At 41.8% G+C, this 18,778-nt stretch carries 16 protein-coding genes; all 16 read right to left on the reverse strand.

Annotated features, from left to right (window positions below; genetic code table 11):
• Positions 1-7: 7 nt before the first annotated feature.
• Positions 8-1,891 carry a DNA mismatch repair endonuclease MutL gene (gene mutL, locus N693_RS0111635; RefSeq protein WP_025784973.1) on the reverse strand — a complete coding sequence of 628 codons (1,884 nt, stop codon included), beginning with the start codon at positions 1,889-1,891 and terminating at the stop codon, positions 8-10.
• 15 nt (positions 1,892-1,906) lie between these two features.
• Positions 1,907-4,471, reverse strand: a complete 2,565-nt coding sequence (gene mutS, locus N693_RS0111640; RefSeq protein ID WP_025784974.1) for a DNA mismatch repair protein MutS — start codon at positions 4,469-4,471, stop codon at positions 1,907-1,909.
• Between the two features lie 122 nt (positions 4,472-4,593).
• Complete coding sequence (gene cotE, locus N693_RS0111645; protein WP_371257559.1) at positions 4,594-5,106, reverse strand: outer spore coat protein CotE; 513 nt, start codon at positions 5,104-5,106, stop codon at positions 4,594-4,596.
• Between the two features lie 129 nt (positions 5,107-5,235).
• Positions 5,236-5,670 (reverse strand): RicAFT regulatory complex protein RicA family protein, encoded by a 435-nt coding sequence (locus N693_RS0111650; protein WP_025784976.1) that lies wholly within the window; start codon positions 5,668-5,670, stop codon positions 5,236-5,238.
• Positions 5,670-7,196 carry a tRNA (N6-isopentenyl adenosine(37)-C2)-methylthiotransferase MiaB gene (gene miaB, locus N693_RS0111655; protein ID WP_025784977.1) on the reverse strand — a complete coding sequence of 509 codons (1,527 nt, stop codon included), beginning with the start codon at positions 7,194-7,196 and terminating at the stop codon, positions 5,670-5,672. Before miaB ends, N693_RS0111650 begins: the two co-directional genes overlap by 1 nt.
• A 159-nt stretch (positions 7,197-7,355) precedes the next feature.
• Positions 7,356-7,634, reverse strand: coding sequence for a stage V sporulation protein S (locus N693_RS0111660; RefSeq protein WP_025784978.1), 279 nt, complete (start codon positions 7,632-7,634; stop codon positions 7,356-7,358).
• 88 nt (positions 7,635-7,722) lie between these two features.
• Positions 7,723-8,520, reverse strand: a complete 798-nt coding sequence (locus N693_RS0111665) for a TIGR00282 family metallophosphoesterase (protein ID WP_025784979.1) — start codon at positions 8,518-8,520, stop codon at positions 7,723-7,725.
• Positions 8,521-8,580: 60 nt separating this feature from the next.
• Positions 8,581-10,137, reverse strand: coding sequence for a ribonuclease Y (rny, locus tag N693_RS0111670; protein WP_025784980.1), 1,557 nt, complete (start codon positions 10,135-10,137; stop codon positions 8,581-8,583).
• Positions 10,138-10,395: 258 nt separating this feature from the next.
• On the reverse strand, positions 10,396-11,454 hold the full coding sequence (gene recA, locus N693_RS0111675) for a recombinase RecA (RefSeq protein WP_025784981.1): 1,059 nt from the start codon (positions 11,452-11,454) through the stop codon (positions 10,396-10,398).
• Between the two features lie 166 nt (positions 11,455-11,620).
• Complete coding sequence (locus N693_RS0111680; RefSeq protein ID WP_025784982.1) at positions 11,621-12,871, reverse strand: competence/damage-inducible protein A; 1,251 nt, start codon at positions 12,869-12,871, stop codon at positions 11,621-11,623.
• A 15-nt stretch (positions 12,872-12,886) separates the two neighbouring features.
• On the reverse strand, positions 12,887-13,465 hold the full coding sequence (gene pgsA / locus N693_RS0111685; protein WP_025784983.1) for a CDP-diacylglycerol--glycerol-3-phosphate 3-phosphatidyltransferase: 579 nt from the start codon (positions 13,463-13,465) through the stop codon (positions 12,887-12,889).
• 97 nt (positions 13,466-13,562) lie between these two features.
• Positions 13,563-14,462, reverse strand: coding sequence for a helix-turn-helix domain-containing protein (locus tag N693_RS19230; protein WP_037593170.1), 900 nt, complete (start codon positions 14,460-14,462; stop codon positions 13,563-13,565).
• Positions 14,463-14,480: 18 nt separating this feature from the next.
• Complete coding sequence (locus N693_RS0111695; RefSeq protein WP_025784984.1) at positions 14,481-15,278, reverse strand: DUF3388 domain-containing protein; 798 nt, start codon at positions 15,276-15,278, stop codon at positions 14,481-14,483.
• A gap of 137 nt (positions 15,279-15,415) precedes the next feature.
• A complete protein-coding gene (gene ymfI / locus N693_RS0111700) occupies positions 15,416-16,150 on the reverse strand; it encodes an elongation factor P 5-aminopentanone reductase (RefSeq protein WP_025784985.1) in 735 nt (244 codons plus the stop codon).
• Positions 16,147-17,445 (reverse strand): EF-P 5-aminopentanol modification-associated protein YfmH, encoded by a 1,299-nt coding sequence (gene yfmH, locus N693_RS0111705; protein WP_025784986.1) that lies wholly within the window; start codon positions 17,443-17,445, stop codon positions 16,147-16,149. The genes ymfI and yfmH overlap by 4 nt, the downstream gene beginning before the upstream one ends.
• Positions 17,438-18,727, reverse strand: coding sequence for an EF-P 5-aminopentanol modification-associated protein YfmF (gene yfmF / locus N693_RS0111710; RefSeq protein WP_025784987.1), 1,290 nt, complete (start codon positions 18,725-18,727; stop codon positions 17,438-17,440). The genes yfmH and yfmF overlap by 8 nt, the downstream gene beginning before the upstream one ends.
• Between the last annotated feature and the right edge of the window lie 51 nt (positions 18,728-18,778).

Here is an 18,778-nt window from a genome sequence, read left to right on the forward strand (position 1 = left end):
TCCTCCCTTACATTACACGTTTGAACATTTTTTCAAGTTCATATGTTGTGAAGTGGATTAATACAGGACGACCATGGGGGCAGGTATAGGGATTTTCTGCCTTACCGAGATCATTCAATAGTCGATTCATATCCTCCATCGTTAAGTAATGATTTGCTTTAATGGATTTTTTGCAACTCATCATAATCGCGGTGTCTTCTCGTAATTTCGCAATGTTCACCTGCCGAGTGTGTAAAACTTGTTCAATCATTTCTTCAATAATTGACGAGGCTTCTGCAGCAGGAAACCAAGATGGATATTCTTTTACGGTGTAGGATGAGGGACCGAATTGTTCAAGATAAATGCCTACTTCCTCTAGTGCATCCAGCCGTTCCTCAATTTTGAGTTGCTCATCTGCTGAGTAATGGAAAATCAAAGGCATTAAGAGCATTTGTCGTTCTTTATGATCCACTTCCGCAATCTTCGTTCGGAAATATTCATACTTAATGCGCTCTTGTGCAGCATGCTGATCAATCATATAAAAGCCATCTTCATTTTGTGCCACGATATAGGTCCCGTGGACTTGTCCGACTGGTAATAGTCTTGGGAATGATGATTTTTTTTGGTCAGAGCGTTCGTCAGTATGTACCACTTCTTCCTGCTCCGAAATCGGCTCAAAATCATCTTCAGTGATAGATGTTTCAGTTATCTCAAAAGCTTGTGGCTGAACTACTGGATTGATACTCAAGTTTTCATTTTGAGGAAGTTCTTCAACCGTCCAAGCAGTTTTTTGTTGTGATGGATATTCACTTGTTGTTTGAAAGTTTTGCGTTGGTTTTACACTACGTTCTGGATGCTTCCAAAACGATTCTTGTACGCTAGGTGTACTTGGTTTTTTTTTCTCTTTTACAATTGCATCAGGAACAATTATTGCTTTTTTTACCGCTGCATGAACACCTTCGCGAACAGCTGCAAGCAGTTCCCCTTCTTTACTCACTTTAATGTACTGCTTGGAAGGATGAACGTTGACGTCTGTTAGGTATGGATCCGCCTCTGCCTGCAATACAATGATCGGGAACCGGCCAATCGGCAAATACGTATGCAATGCATCCAATACAGCTTTATTTACAGGATAGCTTTTAACCCATCTCCCATTAATAAGCACTGTCATGTAGTTCTTAGAGGCCCGTGTCATTTCGGGTAAGGTTACATAACCACTAACTTTATAGTCAGCATTTTCAGCATGGAAGGGGATCATTTTTTTTGCAACTGCAATTCCATACACATCAGATAGTACTCGAAGCAAATCTCCAGATCCCGACGTTTTTAGCAACACTTGCTGACCGTGGGCTAAGCGAAATGATATATCAGGATGGCTGATCGCGAGCCGATTGACTAAGTCGATTGTATGACCGATTTCCGTTTGGATCGTCTTCATATATTTCAATCGGGCGGGGGTGTTGAAGAAGACTTGTGACACCGTAATATCCGTTCCTTGACGGAGAGATGCCGCACGATGGTTCATGACCTTTCCACCTTCAATATCTACTTCCGTTCCACTTACGCCATCAGACGTCCATAGGTGTACTTTCGAAACGGCTGCAATACTAGCAAGAGCCTCTCCACGAAAGCCGAGTGTACGAATTCTGAACAGGTCATGCTCATTATCGATTTTGCTCGTTGCATGCCGTTCAAACGCTCGAACTGCGTCTGTTGTGGTCATACCCTTCCCATTATCTGTTATGCGAATGCTTGTTAATCCTGCTTCTTCAAGCGTGATTTCAATCGATGTACTTCCTGCATCGATTGAATTCTCAACAAGCTCTTTCACGATGGATGCAGGTCGCTCTACAACTTCTCCAGCCGCAATTTTATTAGCCAATGGTTCGTCCATCACCTTAATGATATCCATCGTCTCGCTCCCTTCTTACTTCAGTTTTGCTTTTAGTTCAAATAATAACTGCAAGCCTTGTAGTGGTGTTGTATTCGCTAAATCTATAGCTTTCAGATTCTCAAGAATTTCGATTTCTTCAGCTGGCTGTACAGCAACTGGTTCTTCTGTTCGTAAGTCAAAGAAGCTAATTTGTTCACTCGGTGGAAGCTGAATTTTTTCAGAAGTTTTCTGATTCTCGAATCCTTCCAGTAGTTCTCTTGCCCGTTGCAGTAATTCAGACGGTAAGCCTGCGAGCTCAGCGACGTGTATTCCGTAACTTTTATCAGCTGGACCTGCCATCACTTTGTGAAGGAATACAACTTTACCTTCTTGTTCCATTGCAGCGACATGGACATTCATCAGTCTATCCAATTGTTCATCGAGAGCAGTTAACTCATGATAGTGTGTTGAAAAGAGTGTATTCGCACCGATTTCGTCATGGATGTACTCCATCATCGCTTGCGCTAAAGACATGCCGTCATACGTAGACGTCCCCCGTCCGATTTCATCGAACAATAATAGACTTCGATCTGTGGCATGCGTAATCGCTTGCTGGGATTCCAACATTTCCATCATGAAGGTACTTTGACCTGATGCTAAATCATCCGCTGCACCAATTCTCGTGAAAATTTGGTCTGTAATCGGTAACGATGCAAACTCACAAGGTACGTAACAACCGATTTGCGCCATGACTACTGTCAATGCGACTTGACGCATGTATGTACTTTTACCCGACATATTGGGACCTGTGATTAATAACATATTGGCATCGGTTGCTAACTTACAGCTATTCGGTACATACAGCGAGTGGTCCATCATTTTTTCGACGACTGGATGTCTACCGTTGCGAATATCGAGAGCCTTATCTTCTGTAAAAACAGGTTTTACATAGCTTTGTGATTCAGAAATCTCAGCGAACGCGAGCAAAACGTCCAGTTCACTAAGGACAGACGCAAGTTGCTGGATTTGTTCGATGCCCTGTTTCATTTGCTCCCGAACTTTTGCAAATAACGTGTATTCGAGCTCCAAGCTCTCTGACTCTGCACTTAGAATTAGCTCTTCTTTTTCTTTCAGCTCAGGCGTTATATATCGTTCAGCGTTTGCTAAGGTCTGCTTACGTTCATATCGCGTCAGGTCCGCAAGATGTAAATTCGATTTTGTAATCTCGATGAAGTAGCCAAAAATTCGATTGTAACCGATTTTCAATCCTTTAATGCCTGTTTTCTGACGCTCTTTTTGTTCCAGTTCAGCAAGCCATAATTTGCCGTTTCTGGAAGCATCCCGATACGTATCCAATTTTTCATTGTACCCATCTTTAATGACGCCTCCTTCTTTTGCGGAAAGAGGTGGTGCCTCTGCAATAGACGTTTCAAGGACTGCGCATTGTTCTGTACACGGATCGATACGCTTGGAAAACTCCACTAAATGCTGCTTATCTGATTCAGCAAGTTGTTGTTTTAAGTCGGGAACTGTTCGAAGCGAATTTCGTAGTTGTGCAAGATCACGTGCACTGGCGCTTCCCATTGAAATCCTTCCAGCCAATCGCTCCAAATCATACACTTCACGTAGTGCTGATTTCACATCATCCCGTAAAAAGTATGCGTCCATCAGTTCGGAAACCGTATCCAATCTATGCTCGATTTCTAGGCGATCTGCAAGCGGTTGGCGGATCCAAGTTTTCAATTTCCGTGCGCCCATAGCTGTATTGGTTTCATCGAGTAACCAAAATAACGTTCCCTCTTTCCCACCAGAACGAATCGATTGCACAAGCTCCAAGTTTCTCATGGAGTTTGCATCGATCGTCAGTTTAGCTTCCCTAGCTAGAAATTTGAAAGGTTGTAAGTGTTCTAAGCTTGTCTTTTGGGTTTGCTGAAGATAGGCGACGAGGCGTTTACATGCACCAGTCGCCATTTCCGGGATTGCTTCAAAAAGTTCCCTGCCGTGTGGCTTATATAGCTCCCTATCACAAATGGATAAAACAATGCCCTTATTTTGGCTAATATCCCCAAGCATGAGCTGCATTTGTTCATCAACGACCGCTTCTTTCATTCCAAGGGATTCCACTGCTACTGCAAGCGCACTCTCGTCACCTTGGACGTGTTCCACCGTGCCTTCACCGGTTGCAAGGTCTACATAGGCAAACGCAGACAAGTTTGCAGAAATCCGATCGAAGGACCCGATGAAATGATTGGAATTGGAATCGATATTTTTACCTTCTGTAATCGTCCCTGGTGTAATGACTTTCACGACTTCCCGTTTGACGATACCTTTTACAGTTCTTGGGTCTTCTGTTTGCTCACAAATCGCAACTTTATAGCCCTTGCCGACAAGTGTTTCTATGTAACCTTGAGCGGAATGATATGGAACGCCACACATAGGAATTCTTCCAGACTCTCCACCTTCACGGCTCGTCAATGTAATTTCAAGTATATGAGATGCTTCTGTAGCATCCGTAAAAAACATTTCATAAAAGTCACCTAATCTAAAAAAGAGAAAGGCGTCTTCATATTGAGATTTTATTTGTAAGTATTGTTGCATCATCGGTGTATGTGTTGTCATTCTATTTCCCTCACAGCCTAAATAGTATTCCTTAAGTATAACAGAAGATAGATACAATCGTTGACGAAAGCGCTATCGTTTTCAATCCAAAAAAAGAAAAAAGCCGAAACATGCTTCGGCTTTTAAAACTGAGAATTATCTTTTCCTACTCTTGAACCGCCCTCATTCGAATGACTCTGATGGTGCGATGACTCATCGAATGACCACTCTTCTTCGAAGTCATTCGGATGAACCGTAATCATCACCTTCGTTTCCCCGATCACTTCCGCCACGAGCTCGCGTTCTACTTTGATTAAGAATTTTTCTTTACAATCCGAAATGATTGCCTCTGTGCAGTTTGGTTGTTGCAACACTTCTACTCGAATTTCTTCTTTAGATGAAGAGGGTTCATCCCGATAGCGTAATCGAATTACATCTTTGTACGTCACTGTTTCCGTGAATACTGAAGTTTTGGAATGATCGTGGTGAGAGTACCAGACATTGACATCAAACTTCCCCGATACTTCAATGGATGAGCCAGTTTTTTTGGCACTATGGGTGTGATTGATGACCCAGCAGCCAAGAATACTGGAAGGACGGTTAGGCGGGATGAGCGTGACTTCCTTTTCTGTACGCTGCTTCCCTTTAGCAATCACTGCCTTCGTAACGACTTGTCGTAGATTCTTCAGTTTTCTTCCTCCTTCGTGGACTTCTTTACATCCTATGCAACAGGAGCCCAGAAAGTGAAAAAATCGGAGGAGAATTTTTCTCCCCCGACTTAAAAGTTAGGTTAAAGGCTTATGCTGTGTGCTTTGTACGTAAGAACCTGTCTGACCTTTTAGTACATCTCCACCAGTAGACTCAATGATTTCATCAGTTACTCGGTTGGAAATCGTATTTGAAATCAATTGCAGTAAATCGTTCACATCATTTTGAGATTGCTTGAATTCTTGAACTAAAGGAATCTCGTCGATTTCGTTTTCGATTTGCTCAATTTTCTTTTCAATAATCCCAAGGGCGCGCTCTTTGTCATATTCTTGAAAATTGACGGCTTGTTTTTGTAAGGACTTCAAGCTTGCAATTTTTTCTCTCACTTTTTTGTTTTCATTAATATGAGCTTCCGTTTTCTTGAACAATTCTACTTGCTCTGTGTTTGCGACCATATGTGCAAGCTCTCTTGATTTTTCAATAATCTCATCTTTTGTATATAATTTTTCCATTATAATACCACCTTTTCCTCTTCTTTTACTCCGATATATTCTCCGTCGAGTGACCAAGATTTCGCTTCAGTTATACGAACTTGAACAATTTTACCGATGACACTAGCTGGCGCTCGGAAGTTCACCAATTTGCTTTTTTCGGTATATCCAGAGAGTACTTCTTTATTTCGTTTACTTTCCCCTTCTACCAACACATTTACAATTTTGCCTTGATAGGGTTTCATCCCGGCTGCTGAGAAGTCATTGACAACTTTGTTTAGTCGCTGAAGTCGATCCTTCTTCACTTCCATTGGGACATTATCTTGCATCTTCGCTGCTGGTGTACCTTCTCTAGGAGAATAGATATATGTGAAGGCCATGTCAAATCCGACTTCATTATACAACGAAATGGTTTCTTGAAATTGTTCTTCGGTTTCATTTGGAAAACCGACTATAATATCCGTTGTCAGCGTGACGTTGGGAATTGCCTTCTTAATCTTCGTAACGAGGTTTAAGAAGTGCTCCCTCGTATATTTTCTAGACATTAACTTCAAGATCTCACTAGAACCAGATTGAACTGGTAAGTGAATGTGATTAACTAAGTTACCACCTTTGGCGAGGACCTCGATGAGATGATCATCAAAGTCACGCGGATGACTTGTCGTAAAACGGATTCGCGGAATATCAATCTTGCGAAGCTCGTCCATCAGATCTCCTAATCGATAATTCCCATCTTCAAAATCTTTTCCGTATGCATTTACATTTTGACCAAGCAATGTAATTTCCTGATAGCCAGCAGCAGCTAGCTGACGCACTTCCAGAATAATGTCTTCTGGACGTCGACTACGCTCTTTCCCTCGAGTGTACGGCACGATACAGTACGTGCAGAATTTATCACAGCCATACATAATGTTAACCCAGCCTTTAATATTGCCTTTTCGCACTCTCGGAAGGTTTTCTATGATATCTCCTTCTTTTGACCATACCTCAACTACCATTTCTTTTGAGAGATACGCCTCCCGTAAAATTGCAGGCAGCCTATGGATGTTATGCGTTCCGAATACCATATCAACTTGGTCGTACGTTTTTAGGATTTTATTTACAACTGATTCTTCTTGTGACATACATCCGCATACACCAATCAGCATATCCGGACGTTCAAGTTTAAGTGGCTTCAAATGCCCAAGTTCACCGAACACTTTGTTTTCAGCGTTTTCACGGATTGCGCACGTATTCAATAGAACAACATCTGCGTCTTTGACTGTGTCCGTCGGTTCATAGCCAAGTCCCACTAAAATCCCGGCAATAACTTCCGTATCGTGTTCGTTCATTTGACAGCCGTAGGTCCGTATGTAAAATTTGCGTCCAATTCCCATTCCTTGAAATTGTTCATCAATCTCAAAATCATCGTGATAGGAAATTTCTTCTTTGCCCCGTTTTTTAGCATCTTTTAAAGATGGCGGTGTATAGACAGATTCGAAATACTGACTGTAGTCTTTTTCTGTGGTGGTAGGTGCTTGTCCCGCTAGCCGTTGTTCTTCGTTCATGTAATGATCCCCTCTCTTGATTCTGTTCATCTAGTTGAAACCAAACAGTAGGTACCCTCATTATACTGAAGGGATTGACGTCTGTATACGAGCATAAGGGATTGTCCCCCATTTGTCACAGAAAAAAACTGCGGAGGAAAGTTCTCCACAGTTTCGTTTTCATAATGCTTGCTGTCGCGTTCTTTTCTCAACGAATAATTTTAAGGCAGTCCGGCCTTCTCCATTAATTTCAATATCTGCAAAAGCCGGTGCACATATCAAATCACTCCCACTCGGAGCTACAAAACCGCGTGCAATTGCAACTGCTTTCACTGCCTGATTTAAGGCACCTGCACCTACAGCCTGCATTTCAGCAAATCCCTGATCTCTAATGACTGCAACGAGAGCGCCTGCAACTGAATTAGGATTCGAGCGTGATGATACTTTTAATGGATTCATGGTATTTCCTCCTTGTAAAGAATAGTGTATGGAATGCAGTTCTCCATGCACTATCCTATGAAGGAGATGGAACAATTAGACGCTCAATTCAAGACTGAAACGGTGAATCTTCATTGATCATTATTCGTTCAATAGAACGCGCGCGTCCTGTCTGATTATCAATGTCAATGATGACGCCGTTCAATTGAACTCTTCCTTGTTTCGGTACTTGGAAACGGACGGGCATATTTGTCTGGAATCGATAAATGACATCCTCTTTTTTCATGCCTAATATAGCGTCGTACGGTCCCGTCATGCCGACATCTGTAATATAAGCCGTTCCTTCTGGTAAAATTCGGCTGTCCGCAGTTTGTACATGTGTGTGTGTACCAACTACACCAGAAGCACGTCCGTCTAGATGCCACCCCATAGCGATTTTTTCACTCGTTGCTTCTGCATGAAAATCGACGAAAACAAGTGGTGTGCGCTCTTTCGCTTCTTTCAAAAGATCATCCGCTTTTTTAAAGGGATCGTCATGTGGTGGTAAGAATGTACGTCCGTGTAAATTCATGACTGCTAATGTGACACCGCCACGCTCAATGTATGTCATTCCTTGACCAGGTGCTTCATCTGAAAAGTTTGCAGGACGGATTAGTGAGTCCGTTTCGTCGATGAAATCATAAATCTCTTTATGATCCCACGTATGATTTCCCATCGTGACTACGTCTACTCCAGCTCGAAGTAAATCGTCAAAAATTGCTTTCGTAATCCCTCTTCCGGAAGCCGCATTTTCACCGTTTACAATCACTGCATCCGGTTCGTATTTTCGTTTCAATCGAGGTAGGTAGTCAAATACCATATCTCTCCCCGGCGAACCGACGATATCTCCAATAAATAACACTTTCATTTCTTTTCCTCTTTTCCAAAAAGAAAAAGGCTCCCAGTATTCAGCAGGAAGCCTTTTCCCTTATTTTGCGTACTCAACCGACCGTGTTTCCCGAAGAACGGTAATTTTAATATGACCTGGATAATCCAACTCTTCTTCAATTCGTTTCCGAATGTCACGAGCAAGACGATGAGCTGTAATATCATCAATGATATCGGGGCGTACAATAATTCGAACTTCGCGACCTGCTTGAATCGCGAATGATTTCTCAACGCCTTCATAAGACTCTGAGATTTCCTCCAGTTTCTGGAGACGTCTAATGTAGTTTTCAAGTGTTTCACTCCGTGCACCCGGTCGCGCTGCTGATAATGCATCTGCTGCTGCGACAAGTACTGCAATAACGGATGTCGCTTCTTCGTCACCGTGGTGAGAAGCGATACTGTTAATGACAACAGGATGTTCCTTGTACTTAACTGCAAGTTCCTTACCAATTTGTACGTGGCTACCTTCAACTTCATGGTCAATCGCTTTTCCGATATCATGAAGCAAACCTGCACGTCGAGCCAATGTAACATCTTCGCCAAGTTCTGCTGCCAATAAACCTGCAAGATAAGCAACTTCAGTAGAGTGTTTCAATACATTTTGACCATAACTAGTACGGAATTTCAAGCGACCTAAAATCTTAATAAGGTCAGGATGTAAATTATGAACACCAATGTCGAAAGTAGTTTGCTCTCCTGTTTCCCGGATCAGCTCATCAACTTCTCGTCTAGCCTTGTCCACCATCTCTTCAATTCGAGCAGGGTGAATTCTTCCATCTGCTACAAGTTTTTCGAGTGCCAGTCTTGCAATCTCACGTCGAACTGGATCAAAACCAGAAAGAATAACAGCTTCAGGTGTATCATCAATGATAAGATCGATTCCAGTTAACGTTTCGAGTGTACGGATATTCCGTCCCTCTCTACCAATGATACGTCCTTTCATTTCATCATTTGGCAAGTTGACGACAGATACTGTCGTTTCAGCCACATGATCTGCTGCAAACCGCTGGACAGCAAGAGATAGAATTTCTCGTGCTTTCTTTTCGGATTCTTCTTTAGCACGTTGTTCGGACTCTTTTGTCATCACTGCGATATCTGTAGATAGTTCTCTCTCTACATCATCTAGGATCAGACGTTTTGCCTCATCACGAGTCAAAGCTGAAATTTTCTCAAGCTCTGTCTGCTGCGTGGCAACCAGCTCTTCCGCCTTGCGTTCCATCTCTTCAATATGCTGTTGTCTGCCGGATAACGCATCATCCTTGCGCTCCAGACTTGCTTCTCGCTTGTTGAGTGAGTCATCTTTGCGGTCCATATTTTCTTCCCGCTGCAAAAGACGGTTTTCCTGCTTCTGAAGTTCTGTTCTTCGTTCGCGGATATCCGTTTCTGCCTCAACGCGCAATTTGTGATTTTCATCCTTCGCTTCAAGAAGTGCTTCTTTTTTTAATGCCTCCGCTTCGCGCTTCGCCTCTTCAACGATTGTTGCGGCGGAGTGCTTTGCACCTGTCACTTTTGATTCATTCACGTTTTTGTTGTACACAAACATAACAACTGCACCGACGATGAGACCGATCAAAGCGGAGATGATAGTAATACCCATTCAGGTCACCTCCTCTTGCTTATTTTTTCATTTTCAGTCAGCTTGTACATCAACTTTCAACGTACTGCCAATTTCTTTTCAATTGGTGAGAATTATACAATTCTAATTGTATCGATGTCATATACCCATGTCAAGACGGGAGAGGTGATAAGACTATGATTCTACAATGATGAGTTGTAGTTCGGTTTATGAAAAATTTATTAAAAAACCGGCACTCCCTCCGAGAGGGAAGCCGGCTTAGAATAATATAGTAATGTGTTATTCCTTTTCGTCAAATAACTCTAATTCATCCTCATCCTCTGATTCGTGAGCGGCAATTACATAATTATCACTCGTCAATCCATAACTACTACGGATTTTACCGGAGATTTCAGCACGGATTGCCGGATTTTCTTTTAAGAACTGCTTCGCATTTTCACGACCTTGTCCCATACGCTCGCCTTCATAAGAATACCATGCGCCGCTCTTCTGAACGACTTCTACTTCAACACCTAAGTCGACGATTTCGCCTTCTTTGGAAATACCTTCACCATACATAATATCTACTTCAGCGGTACGGAAAGGCGGTGCCACTTTGTTCTTCACAACACGGATTCTAGTTTTATTACCCATGATTTCGTTGCCGTGTTTAATGGCTTCTCCACGTCGAACTTCAAGTCTAACAGATGCATAGAATTTAAGTGCGCGACCACCTGGTGTGACTTCAGGGTTACCGAACATAACTCCGACTTTTTCTCGAATCTGGTTGATGAAGACAGCAATCGTTTTCGATTTGTTAATAGCACCGGAAAGTTTACGTAAAGCTTGAGACATCAGACGTGCTTGCAGACCTACGTGTGAGTCTCCCATTTCTCCTTCAATTTCAGCTTTAGGTACTAGGGCAGCAACAGAGTCAATAACAACGATATCGACTGCACCACTTCTTACAAGAGCTTCAGCGATTTCTAGTGCTTGCTCGCCTGTATCAGGTTGTGATAAGAGGAGCTCATCGATATCCACTCCAAGTTTTTGTGCATAGACAGGATCTAACGCATGCTCCGCATCGATAAAAGCAGCTGTTCCTCCTGAAGCTTGAACTTCTGCAATTGCATGAAGTGAAACAGTTGTTTTACCTGAACTCTCAGGTCCGTAGATTTCAATGACGCGTCCTCTCGGGTAACCGCCAACTCCAAGTGCAGAGTCAAGTGCTAGTGAACCGGTAGATGAAGTTGAAATTTCTCTATCCGTCTTCTCTCCTAGTTTCATGACAGAGCCTTTTCCAAACTGTTTTTCTATTTGTTTAAGTGCTTGATCTAAAGCCGCTTTACGTTCGCTCAAAAATAATTCCTCCTTCAAGGTGTTTTCTATCTGTCTCTACTATACTCCTATTGAGAAAAATAAACAAGAAAAAAGCGAACGAGTATTCGACTTTTTATTAGATTTTCTCATTTTAATTGAGAATTCGGCTTATATATGAATTTTAATTGAGAATATAGCATAAATCTCAATTTTGAGTCTTGTACAATTCCATCTCACGAATGAGATAATATAGAGCAAAGTTCGCTGCACGCATACGGTTGGAATTTCGAGACCCAGATAATCGAAGCTGATAAGATTTCAATTTTTCTTTGAATGCAAGACCTATCCAAACCGTTCCTGCGGGTTTTCCATCATGTGTATCCGGTCCTGCAGCACCAGTTAATCCTATTCCGATATCTGTATGGAAATATTCCCGGCTTTTTTCTGCCAATGCTTCCGCACATTCCGCACTAACAGTACCGTATGTTTCGATTAGTTTTGGATTTACTCCAAGTTGCTCTGTTTTAGCCTGTACATCATAAACCGTCATCCCGCCTTTTAAGGAAGCACTGATACCTGGCTCTTCTGCGAGCAATGCTGTGAAAAGTCCTGCCGTTAAACTTTCTGCTGCGGAAATTGTAAGACCTGACCCCAGTAATAAAGAAGCCGCTTTGGAAGACAACGTATCGTCATCAGTTCCATAAATGAACTCGCCAACTTGGTTATACAGTTCAGATAGAACCGGTTCTATTAAACGGTGTGCGTCTTCTGCTGTTTGGGCTTTAGCAGTAATACGAAGTGTAACAGCATTTTTGGAAGCCAGAGGAGCAATAGTTGGATTCGTTTGAGCTTCCAATAAGTCTTGGACTTTATATTCAAGTTCTGCTTCCCCGATTCCAAAAAACTTAACGACAGTCGAAACAATTATTTCCTGGTTGCCTGATAGTCGCTGTAAATATGGTATAGCTTCATCTCTGAACATGGGTTCCATTTCATGGGGTGGGCCTGGTAAAAGCATATACGTTCTTTCGTTTGCTTGAATCGCCATTCCAGGTGCCATCCCAAACCGGTTTTCCAAAACTGTTGAACCTTTAAGAACTAAAGCTTGCTTTTTATTGTTTTCTGTCATTGTTCTTCCCGTCCGCTCAAAATAAGCTTGGATAGACAGTAGGGCAAGTTTGTTGGATTCAAGTTCAATATCAATATGATTTGCAATCGTCTCTTTAGTTAAGTCGTCTTTCGTCGGCCCCAATCCACCAGAAAAGATAACCAGATCCGCCCTACCTTCCGCAATACGGATTGCTTCTTGCAGCCGTTTCGGATTATCTCCGACAACAGTTTGAAAATGAACATCGACTCCGATATCAGCAAGTTGCGCAGACATGAATTTAGCATTTGTATTGGTTATTTGACCGAGCAATAACTCTGATCCAACTGCAATAATTTCTGCTCTCATGAACGATCTTCCCCTTTACATAGACTTCGTAAGGACGTGCTTATTTTTCATGAAGTAATCTAGGCCAGACCATATTGTAAAGAAGAGACAAATGTATAACATGATTGTGCCAAATGGAACGTGAATAGCTTCAAAGAAAATATTATTCAATAGTAAGGATGAAATGGCTAAGATTTGAGTAACTGTTTTGATTTTCCCTAGCTGATTAGCAGCTACGACTTCCCCTTCGCCTGCTAATAGAAGTCGTAATCCCGTAACAGCAAATTCACGACTAATAATAATTATGACGACCCAAGAAGGTGCCAATCCGAATTCAACCAATATGATAAATGCTGCAGAGACAAGCAATTTGTCTGCTAACGGATCCAAAAACTTTCCCATATTGGTAACTAAGTTGTTCTTCCGAGCAATGTATCCATCCAGCCAATCTGTTGCAGAAGCAAATATGAATATAAGACCACCAATGAATTGTTCGATTGGTAATGTAGTTCCACCGATTGAAAGTTGACCCATTCCAAAGTCAGCTAACATGAATACGATAAATACAGGAATCAGTAAGACGCGAGAAACGGTTATTTTATTAGGCAAGTTCATAGTGTAATGCACCCTCTTTTCGTTAGATTTACTCTTTGAAAAGCCCTGCCATTCAGCAGGGCTTAAAGAAAAAAGTCATCTTCGCAGATGACTATTTTCATTTTTTATATTCAATAATAATATTTTGAGTGACGGTATCATTTGGATAAGTTAGTGGCTGCCCATTTACAAGAATTTCTGTAAATTGTGTACGCCCTACTCGAACTCTTGCAGATTGTTGGTCTGTTAGTTCAAGTTCAGCTTCTTCTCCATTTTTCATTACGCGTGCACCTTGAGGTAGAAGTTCTTCGCCACTTTGGTTAGTAACTCCAATCCATGATTCTCCGTCATCTTTTACCTTGACCGACAACGTAAATGTATCAGTATTTTCTAGCGTAAATGTCGTAGTAGGACCGTTTACCGTACCTTGTGTAAGCGTCTGTTCAGGAGCTGGTTTTTCTTCTGGCTCCTCTTCAGGTTCGTTTGGCTTAGTTGCATCATCTTTAGATTCCGCATCTTTGCCATCCTCATCTTTTTTCCCATCTGCTTTCGAATCTTCTGGTTTGTTTTTATCAACTGTAATCTCATCGGATTTCCCTACTTCAGGTTCCGGCGTATTTGCCTGGTGTTGATAAAGAAAAATAACAACAGCAAGAATAACGATGATGAACAAGGCTACAATAATTTTAGGTAGGACTTCGTTCATTCTACCGGATTTCATATAGCCTGTTTTTTGTGACAGTTGGGGAGCACTTCGTTGAATCTCCTCTTCTTTCATTTGCTCTGAGGATTCGTTCTCACGGTACAACGACAACATTTCTTGAGCGTCGAGCCCAACTGCTTCAGCGTATTGCTTGATGAATGCACGAACATAAAATGAACCTGGCATCATACTGTAGTCTTCGTTTTCAATTCCAGTCAAATACCGTTTCTGAATCTTAGTAATTGCTTGTAAGTCATCCAAGGTGTACCCTTTTGCTTTTCTCGCCTCTTTAAGGCGATCGCCTAAACCGGACAACTTTATCACCTGCCTGTTTTAAAAATTGAACATACCAAAGCCGCCCGCGCCATCACGGCCAGAAATCATCCCGTTATTTTGGATAACTTCATATGTAATCTCCTGTTCGGGTGTTGTACGCAGTTCGATAATGTAATCAAAATCTTCGATTGAATATTCCGAGTGTTGAACAAACATATCAGGATGCTCCACAACTTTTGTTGAAGGGAGTCGCATCATTTCTCTAACTAACTGCATATGACGCTCATCTTCAGCTTTTCTCGTTACGATTCCGTCTAAAATGAAAATATTATCTTTTGAAAACTCATCACCCATTAAACTGTTGCGGACTGTCTGTTTTATCATCGTTGACGAAAGAAAAATCCACTTTTTGTTTGCACAGACACTTGCTGCGACAACAGACTCTGTTTTCCCAACTCGAGGCATTCCTCTAATCCCAACAAGCTTATGTCCCTCTGTCTTGAAGATCTCTGCCATAAAGTCCACTAAGACCCCTAATTCACTACGTAAGAATCGGAAGGTTTTACGCTCATCCACTGTTCGTTGGATATATCGTCCGTGTCGAACTGCAAGAACGTCCCTTAGTTTCGGTTCTCTAATTTTACGGATTTCAATTTGTTCCATCGTCGATGCAATTAGTTCAAACCGTCTGATTTGGTCATCATCTTCAGTCCGTACAAGCATACCGCGTGTATTCCCATCTACTCCGTTGATGGTGACAATATTGACTCGGAGCATCCCAAGCAATGTAGCAATATCCCCCAAAAGACCAGGGCGATTCACTTGCAATTTGTATTCCAAGTACCACTCACCCAATGGAATCCCTCCTTCGTCTGTTCACCACTCATTGGATAGGACGCAAAAAACAACAGCTTAGTTTCTATAATAGCTGAATTAGTGCTTGAGTGAAAGCGAAAAACTAAAACAAGGAGACCCAGTTGTCCACGAACTGGTCAGATATACCAGCCGCCATTCAACTTCAGGATCTCCCCAGTCATATAATCGGCTTTTCCACTTGTTAAAAAGTGGACAAGTTCAGCTACTTCTGCAGGTCTTCCTGGAATCATAAGTGGAATTTCTTCCATGACCATTTGTCTTTCATCTTCAGGGATTTCTCCATTCATCCGTGTTTCAATCCATCCAGGGGCAATACCATTCACGCGAATCCCACCATATGCAGCTTCCTTAGCATAGGCTTTCACAAACGCATGCTGTGCACCTTTAACACTCGAATACATCACTTCACCTGCGGCTCCTGTGTTACCCCATATAGATCCAATAAACACAACATAGGAAGTTGAATAGGACCGTAAGCCCGCAGAAAGTAAACTAACCATTCGAACTGGGTTTTGGACATGAACACGCCACAGTGATTCCATCTCTTCTTCTGTTGTTTCTGTTAAGAGTTTCAGCATCGATTGCCCGTTCGCTACAATTATAGCTCGGACATCAGTCAGCTGAGCAGCTAGCCGTTCGGCAGCTCCTAGCTGACAAAAATCCGATTGAACACATTTAAAATCTCCAGAAGGATAACTCTCGCTGAGTTCCTTTTGCATCTTGTTGACCCTCTGTTCCCCGCTGTTGTAATGCATATACAAAGACCAGCCCTCTGTTGCTAAGCTCTTGCAAATGGCTTCGCCTATCCCACCAGACGCTCCGAGAACGAGGGCATAGTTTTTAAAACTCACTTAGATTGCTCCGAAGGATAAATTGTCATGATTGTTTGACCGTCTTCATAATAAAGATCGTCATATGCAGCTTTCAACTGATCTGTTGTTAGTCCTTCTAACACCGGAACAACGTCAAACAAATTCATCTCATTGAAATTGTAATGCGTGAATTGATTCGCAATATACTCCGGAGAATTCAAGGCTCTCATAAATAAACCGATTCGTTTCTTGCGAATTCGCTCAAGTTGCTCATCTGTAATGGACCAATTATTTTTGGCATCGTCGAGAACACGTTTTATCAGTTTTTCAAGTTCGTCAGGCTTTTCTGTATCAGACCCGATTGCTGCAAAGCCAAATCCGTTTTCAAGATTGAATTCATAGGCGAATGATTCATCTATCAAGCCCTCATTATAGGCTTGTGTGAAGAAATCTGAAGATCTGCCGAACAATATATCCAGCGTCACATCAGATGCCAACTCTCTGATAAGCATATCTTTTCCGGACATATCGGTATTGCGGCATTTTGTTCCAACCATCAATTTAGGTTTGGACACGTCCATATACAGCTCACTTCTTTTTTTGGCAGCATAATCTGGTTCGTTCGGGAAACTACGAACAACAGGTTCTGGCACTTCAAATGACTTCGCTTGCTGATCTTGTTCTACAAACTTCATCATTTCTTCAGGATTTACGTTACCGACAGCAAAGAACACCATGTTGGATGGGTGGTAAAATGTTTCATAACACTCATACAAATGCTCTGCAGTAATGTCTTGAATTGTTTCCACGGTACCGGCAATGTCTATCCGAACTGGATGGTTTTCAAACAAATTCTCGATAGTACCAAAGTATTGGCGCCAATCGGCCTGGTCGTCATACATCGTAATCTCTTGAGCGATGATCCCTTTTTCTTTCTCCACTGTTTTTTCAGTGAAATAAGGTTGTTGAACAAAATCGAGTAAAGTTTTTGTATTTTCATACAGCTCAGATGTGGATGAAAACAAATACGATGTCCGAGTAAACGAAGTGAATGCATTCGCTGCTGCCGCGTTTTCACTGAACTGTTGAAAAACATCTCCATCTTCTTTCTCAAACATCTTATGCTCTAGGAAGTGAGCAATTCCGTCAGGCACCGTTACCAGTTCTTTCCCACCACGGGGTATGAATGTCCGATCCACTGAACCGTACTTTGTTGTAAACGTTACATACGTTTTTGAAAACCCTTCTTTCGGGAGGACATATACATTGAGTCCATTTTCAAGTTTCTGATGATACAGCGTTTCTTGTAGTTGGTCAAAGTGAATTTTATTCATGATCCATTGCCTCCCTTCCAGAAAGAAGATATGTGATTTCCTTCGTCAATAACGCGGCCATCTCCTGAATATCCTCTTTCGTTACCCGCTCCCATTTTTCAATGAGCTTATCCGATGAAAAGTTTTCATCTAATAACTTGTATTGGTCGTAAATTTCAATCTGTCCCTTCGCGGAATCAAATGAACTACGGATGCTATTTGACAAAAGCGCTAGCGTTTGTCGAATTTCCAAGTCAGAAATATCACCATTTCGAAGTGCTTCGATTTGTTGGTCAATGAGCGCAGCTGTTTTTTCTTCCTGTTCAGCATCAATTCCAGACATGATATAAAGCAATCCATAATGAGATGCATATGAGCTCGAACAATAATAAGCGAGACTCTCTTTCTCACGTACATTGATAAACAATTTACTATGGGCAAATCCACCTAATACACCATTCATCATTTGCATTTTTGGGTAATCTGGATGCTTAAAACCGACTGGCGTACTGAAAGCCATGTTCAGCTTACCTTGCTTCATCTCTTGTCTTTCGCGGATATGTTTAGCAGTTGGGACTTCTTCACTCATTTTCGATACTGTTACAGGTACAGATTTACGTGTTCCTTTCGTGAAAGGGAATAATGTTTTTGCACGATCTGTCAGCTGATCCACATCGACATCTCCAAGAATATAGATATCAATTGTATCATCGCTCAACATCTGATCATAGGTTGCTTTTAGCGACTCCTTAGTAATAGCAGCGACCGCCTTTTCCGTTCCGGAAGCAGATAATGAAGCTGGCTGACCTGAGCGAATCAGTTCGAGCATCCGTTTGTTCGCAAATCGGGTTTTATCATTATAAATGGAACCGATTCGATCAATAACCGTTTGTTTTTCTCTTTCTACAATGGCTTCATCGAAAAGGTCATCTTTCAAATTGGGTTTAAACAAACTCTCTGTGACAAGTGTTAAAAGCTGCTCAAAAACAGGCATCTCAGGATTACGTAAATACTCTTCGTTTACGCTTTCAGCATAAATTGTAAAGATATGCTCATTCCCTCTTTTACTTGTGTCTGTATAATACACAGCGCCATATAACTCTTCCAACGCTTGTCGCAACTTTGTACGGGTTGGGTAATGTGCAGAAGAATCCTCCAACACATTAGCAAGTACTGTACGTGCCGCTGCGTTTTCTTCTGTCAAAGGAGCCGTAAATTTAATGGCAACGCTCACGGTTTTAAACTGTGCAGTCTGACGTGTATACAAATTTACGCCAGATTGAAGTTCGGTTTTATGGAACATGCAAAAAACACCTCAATCTATAGGATAGGTATATGCCGATATTCTCACGCA

The organism is Sporosarcina sp. D27 (genome assembly GCF_000586555.1).
GTDB lineage: Bacteria > Bacillota > Bacilli > Bacillales_A > Planococcaceae > Sporosarcina.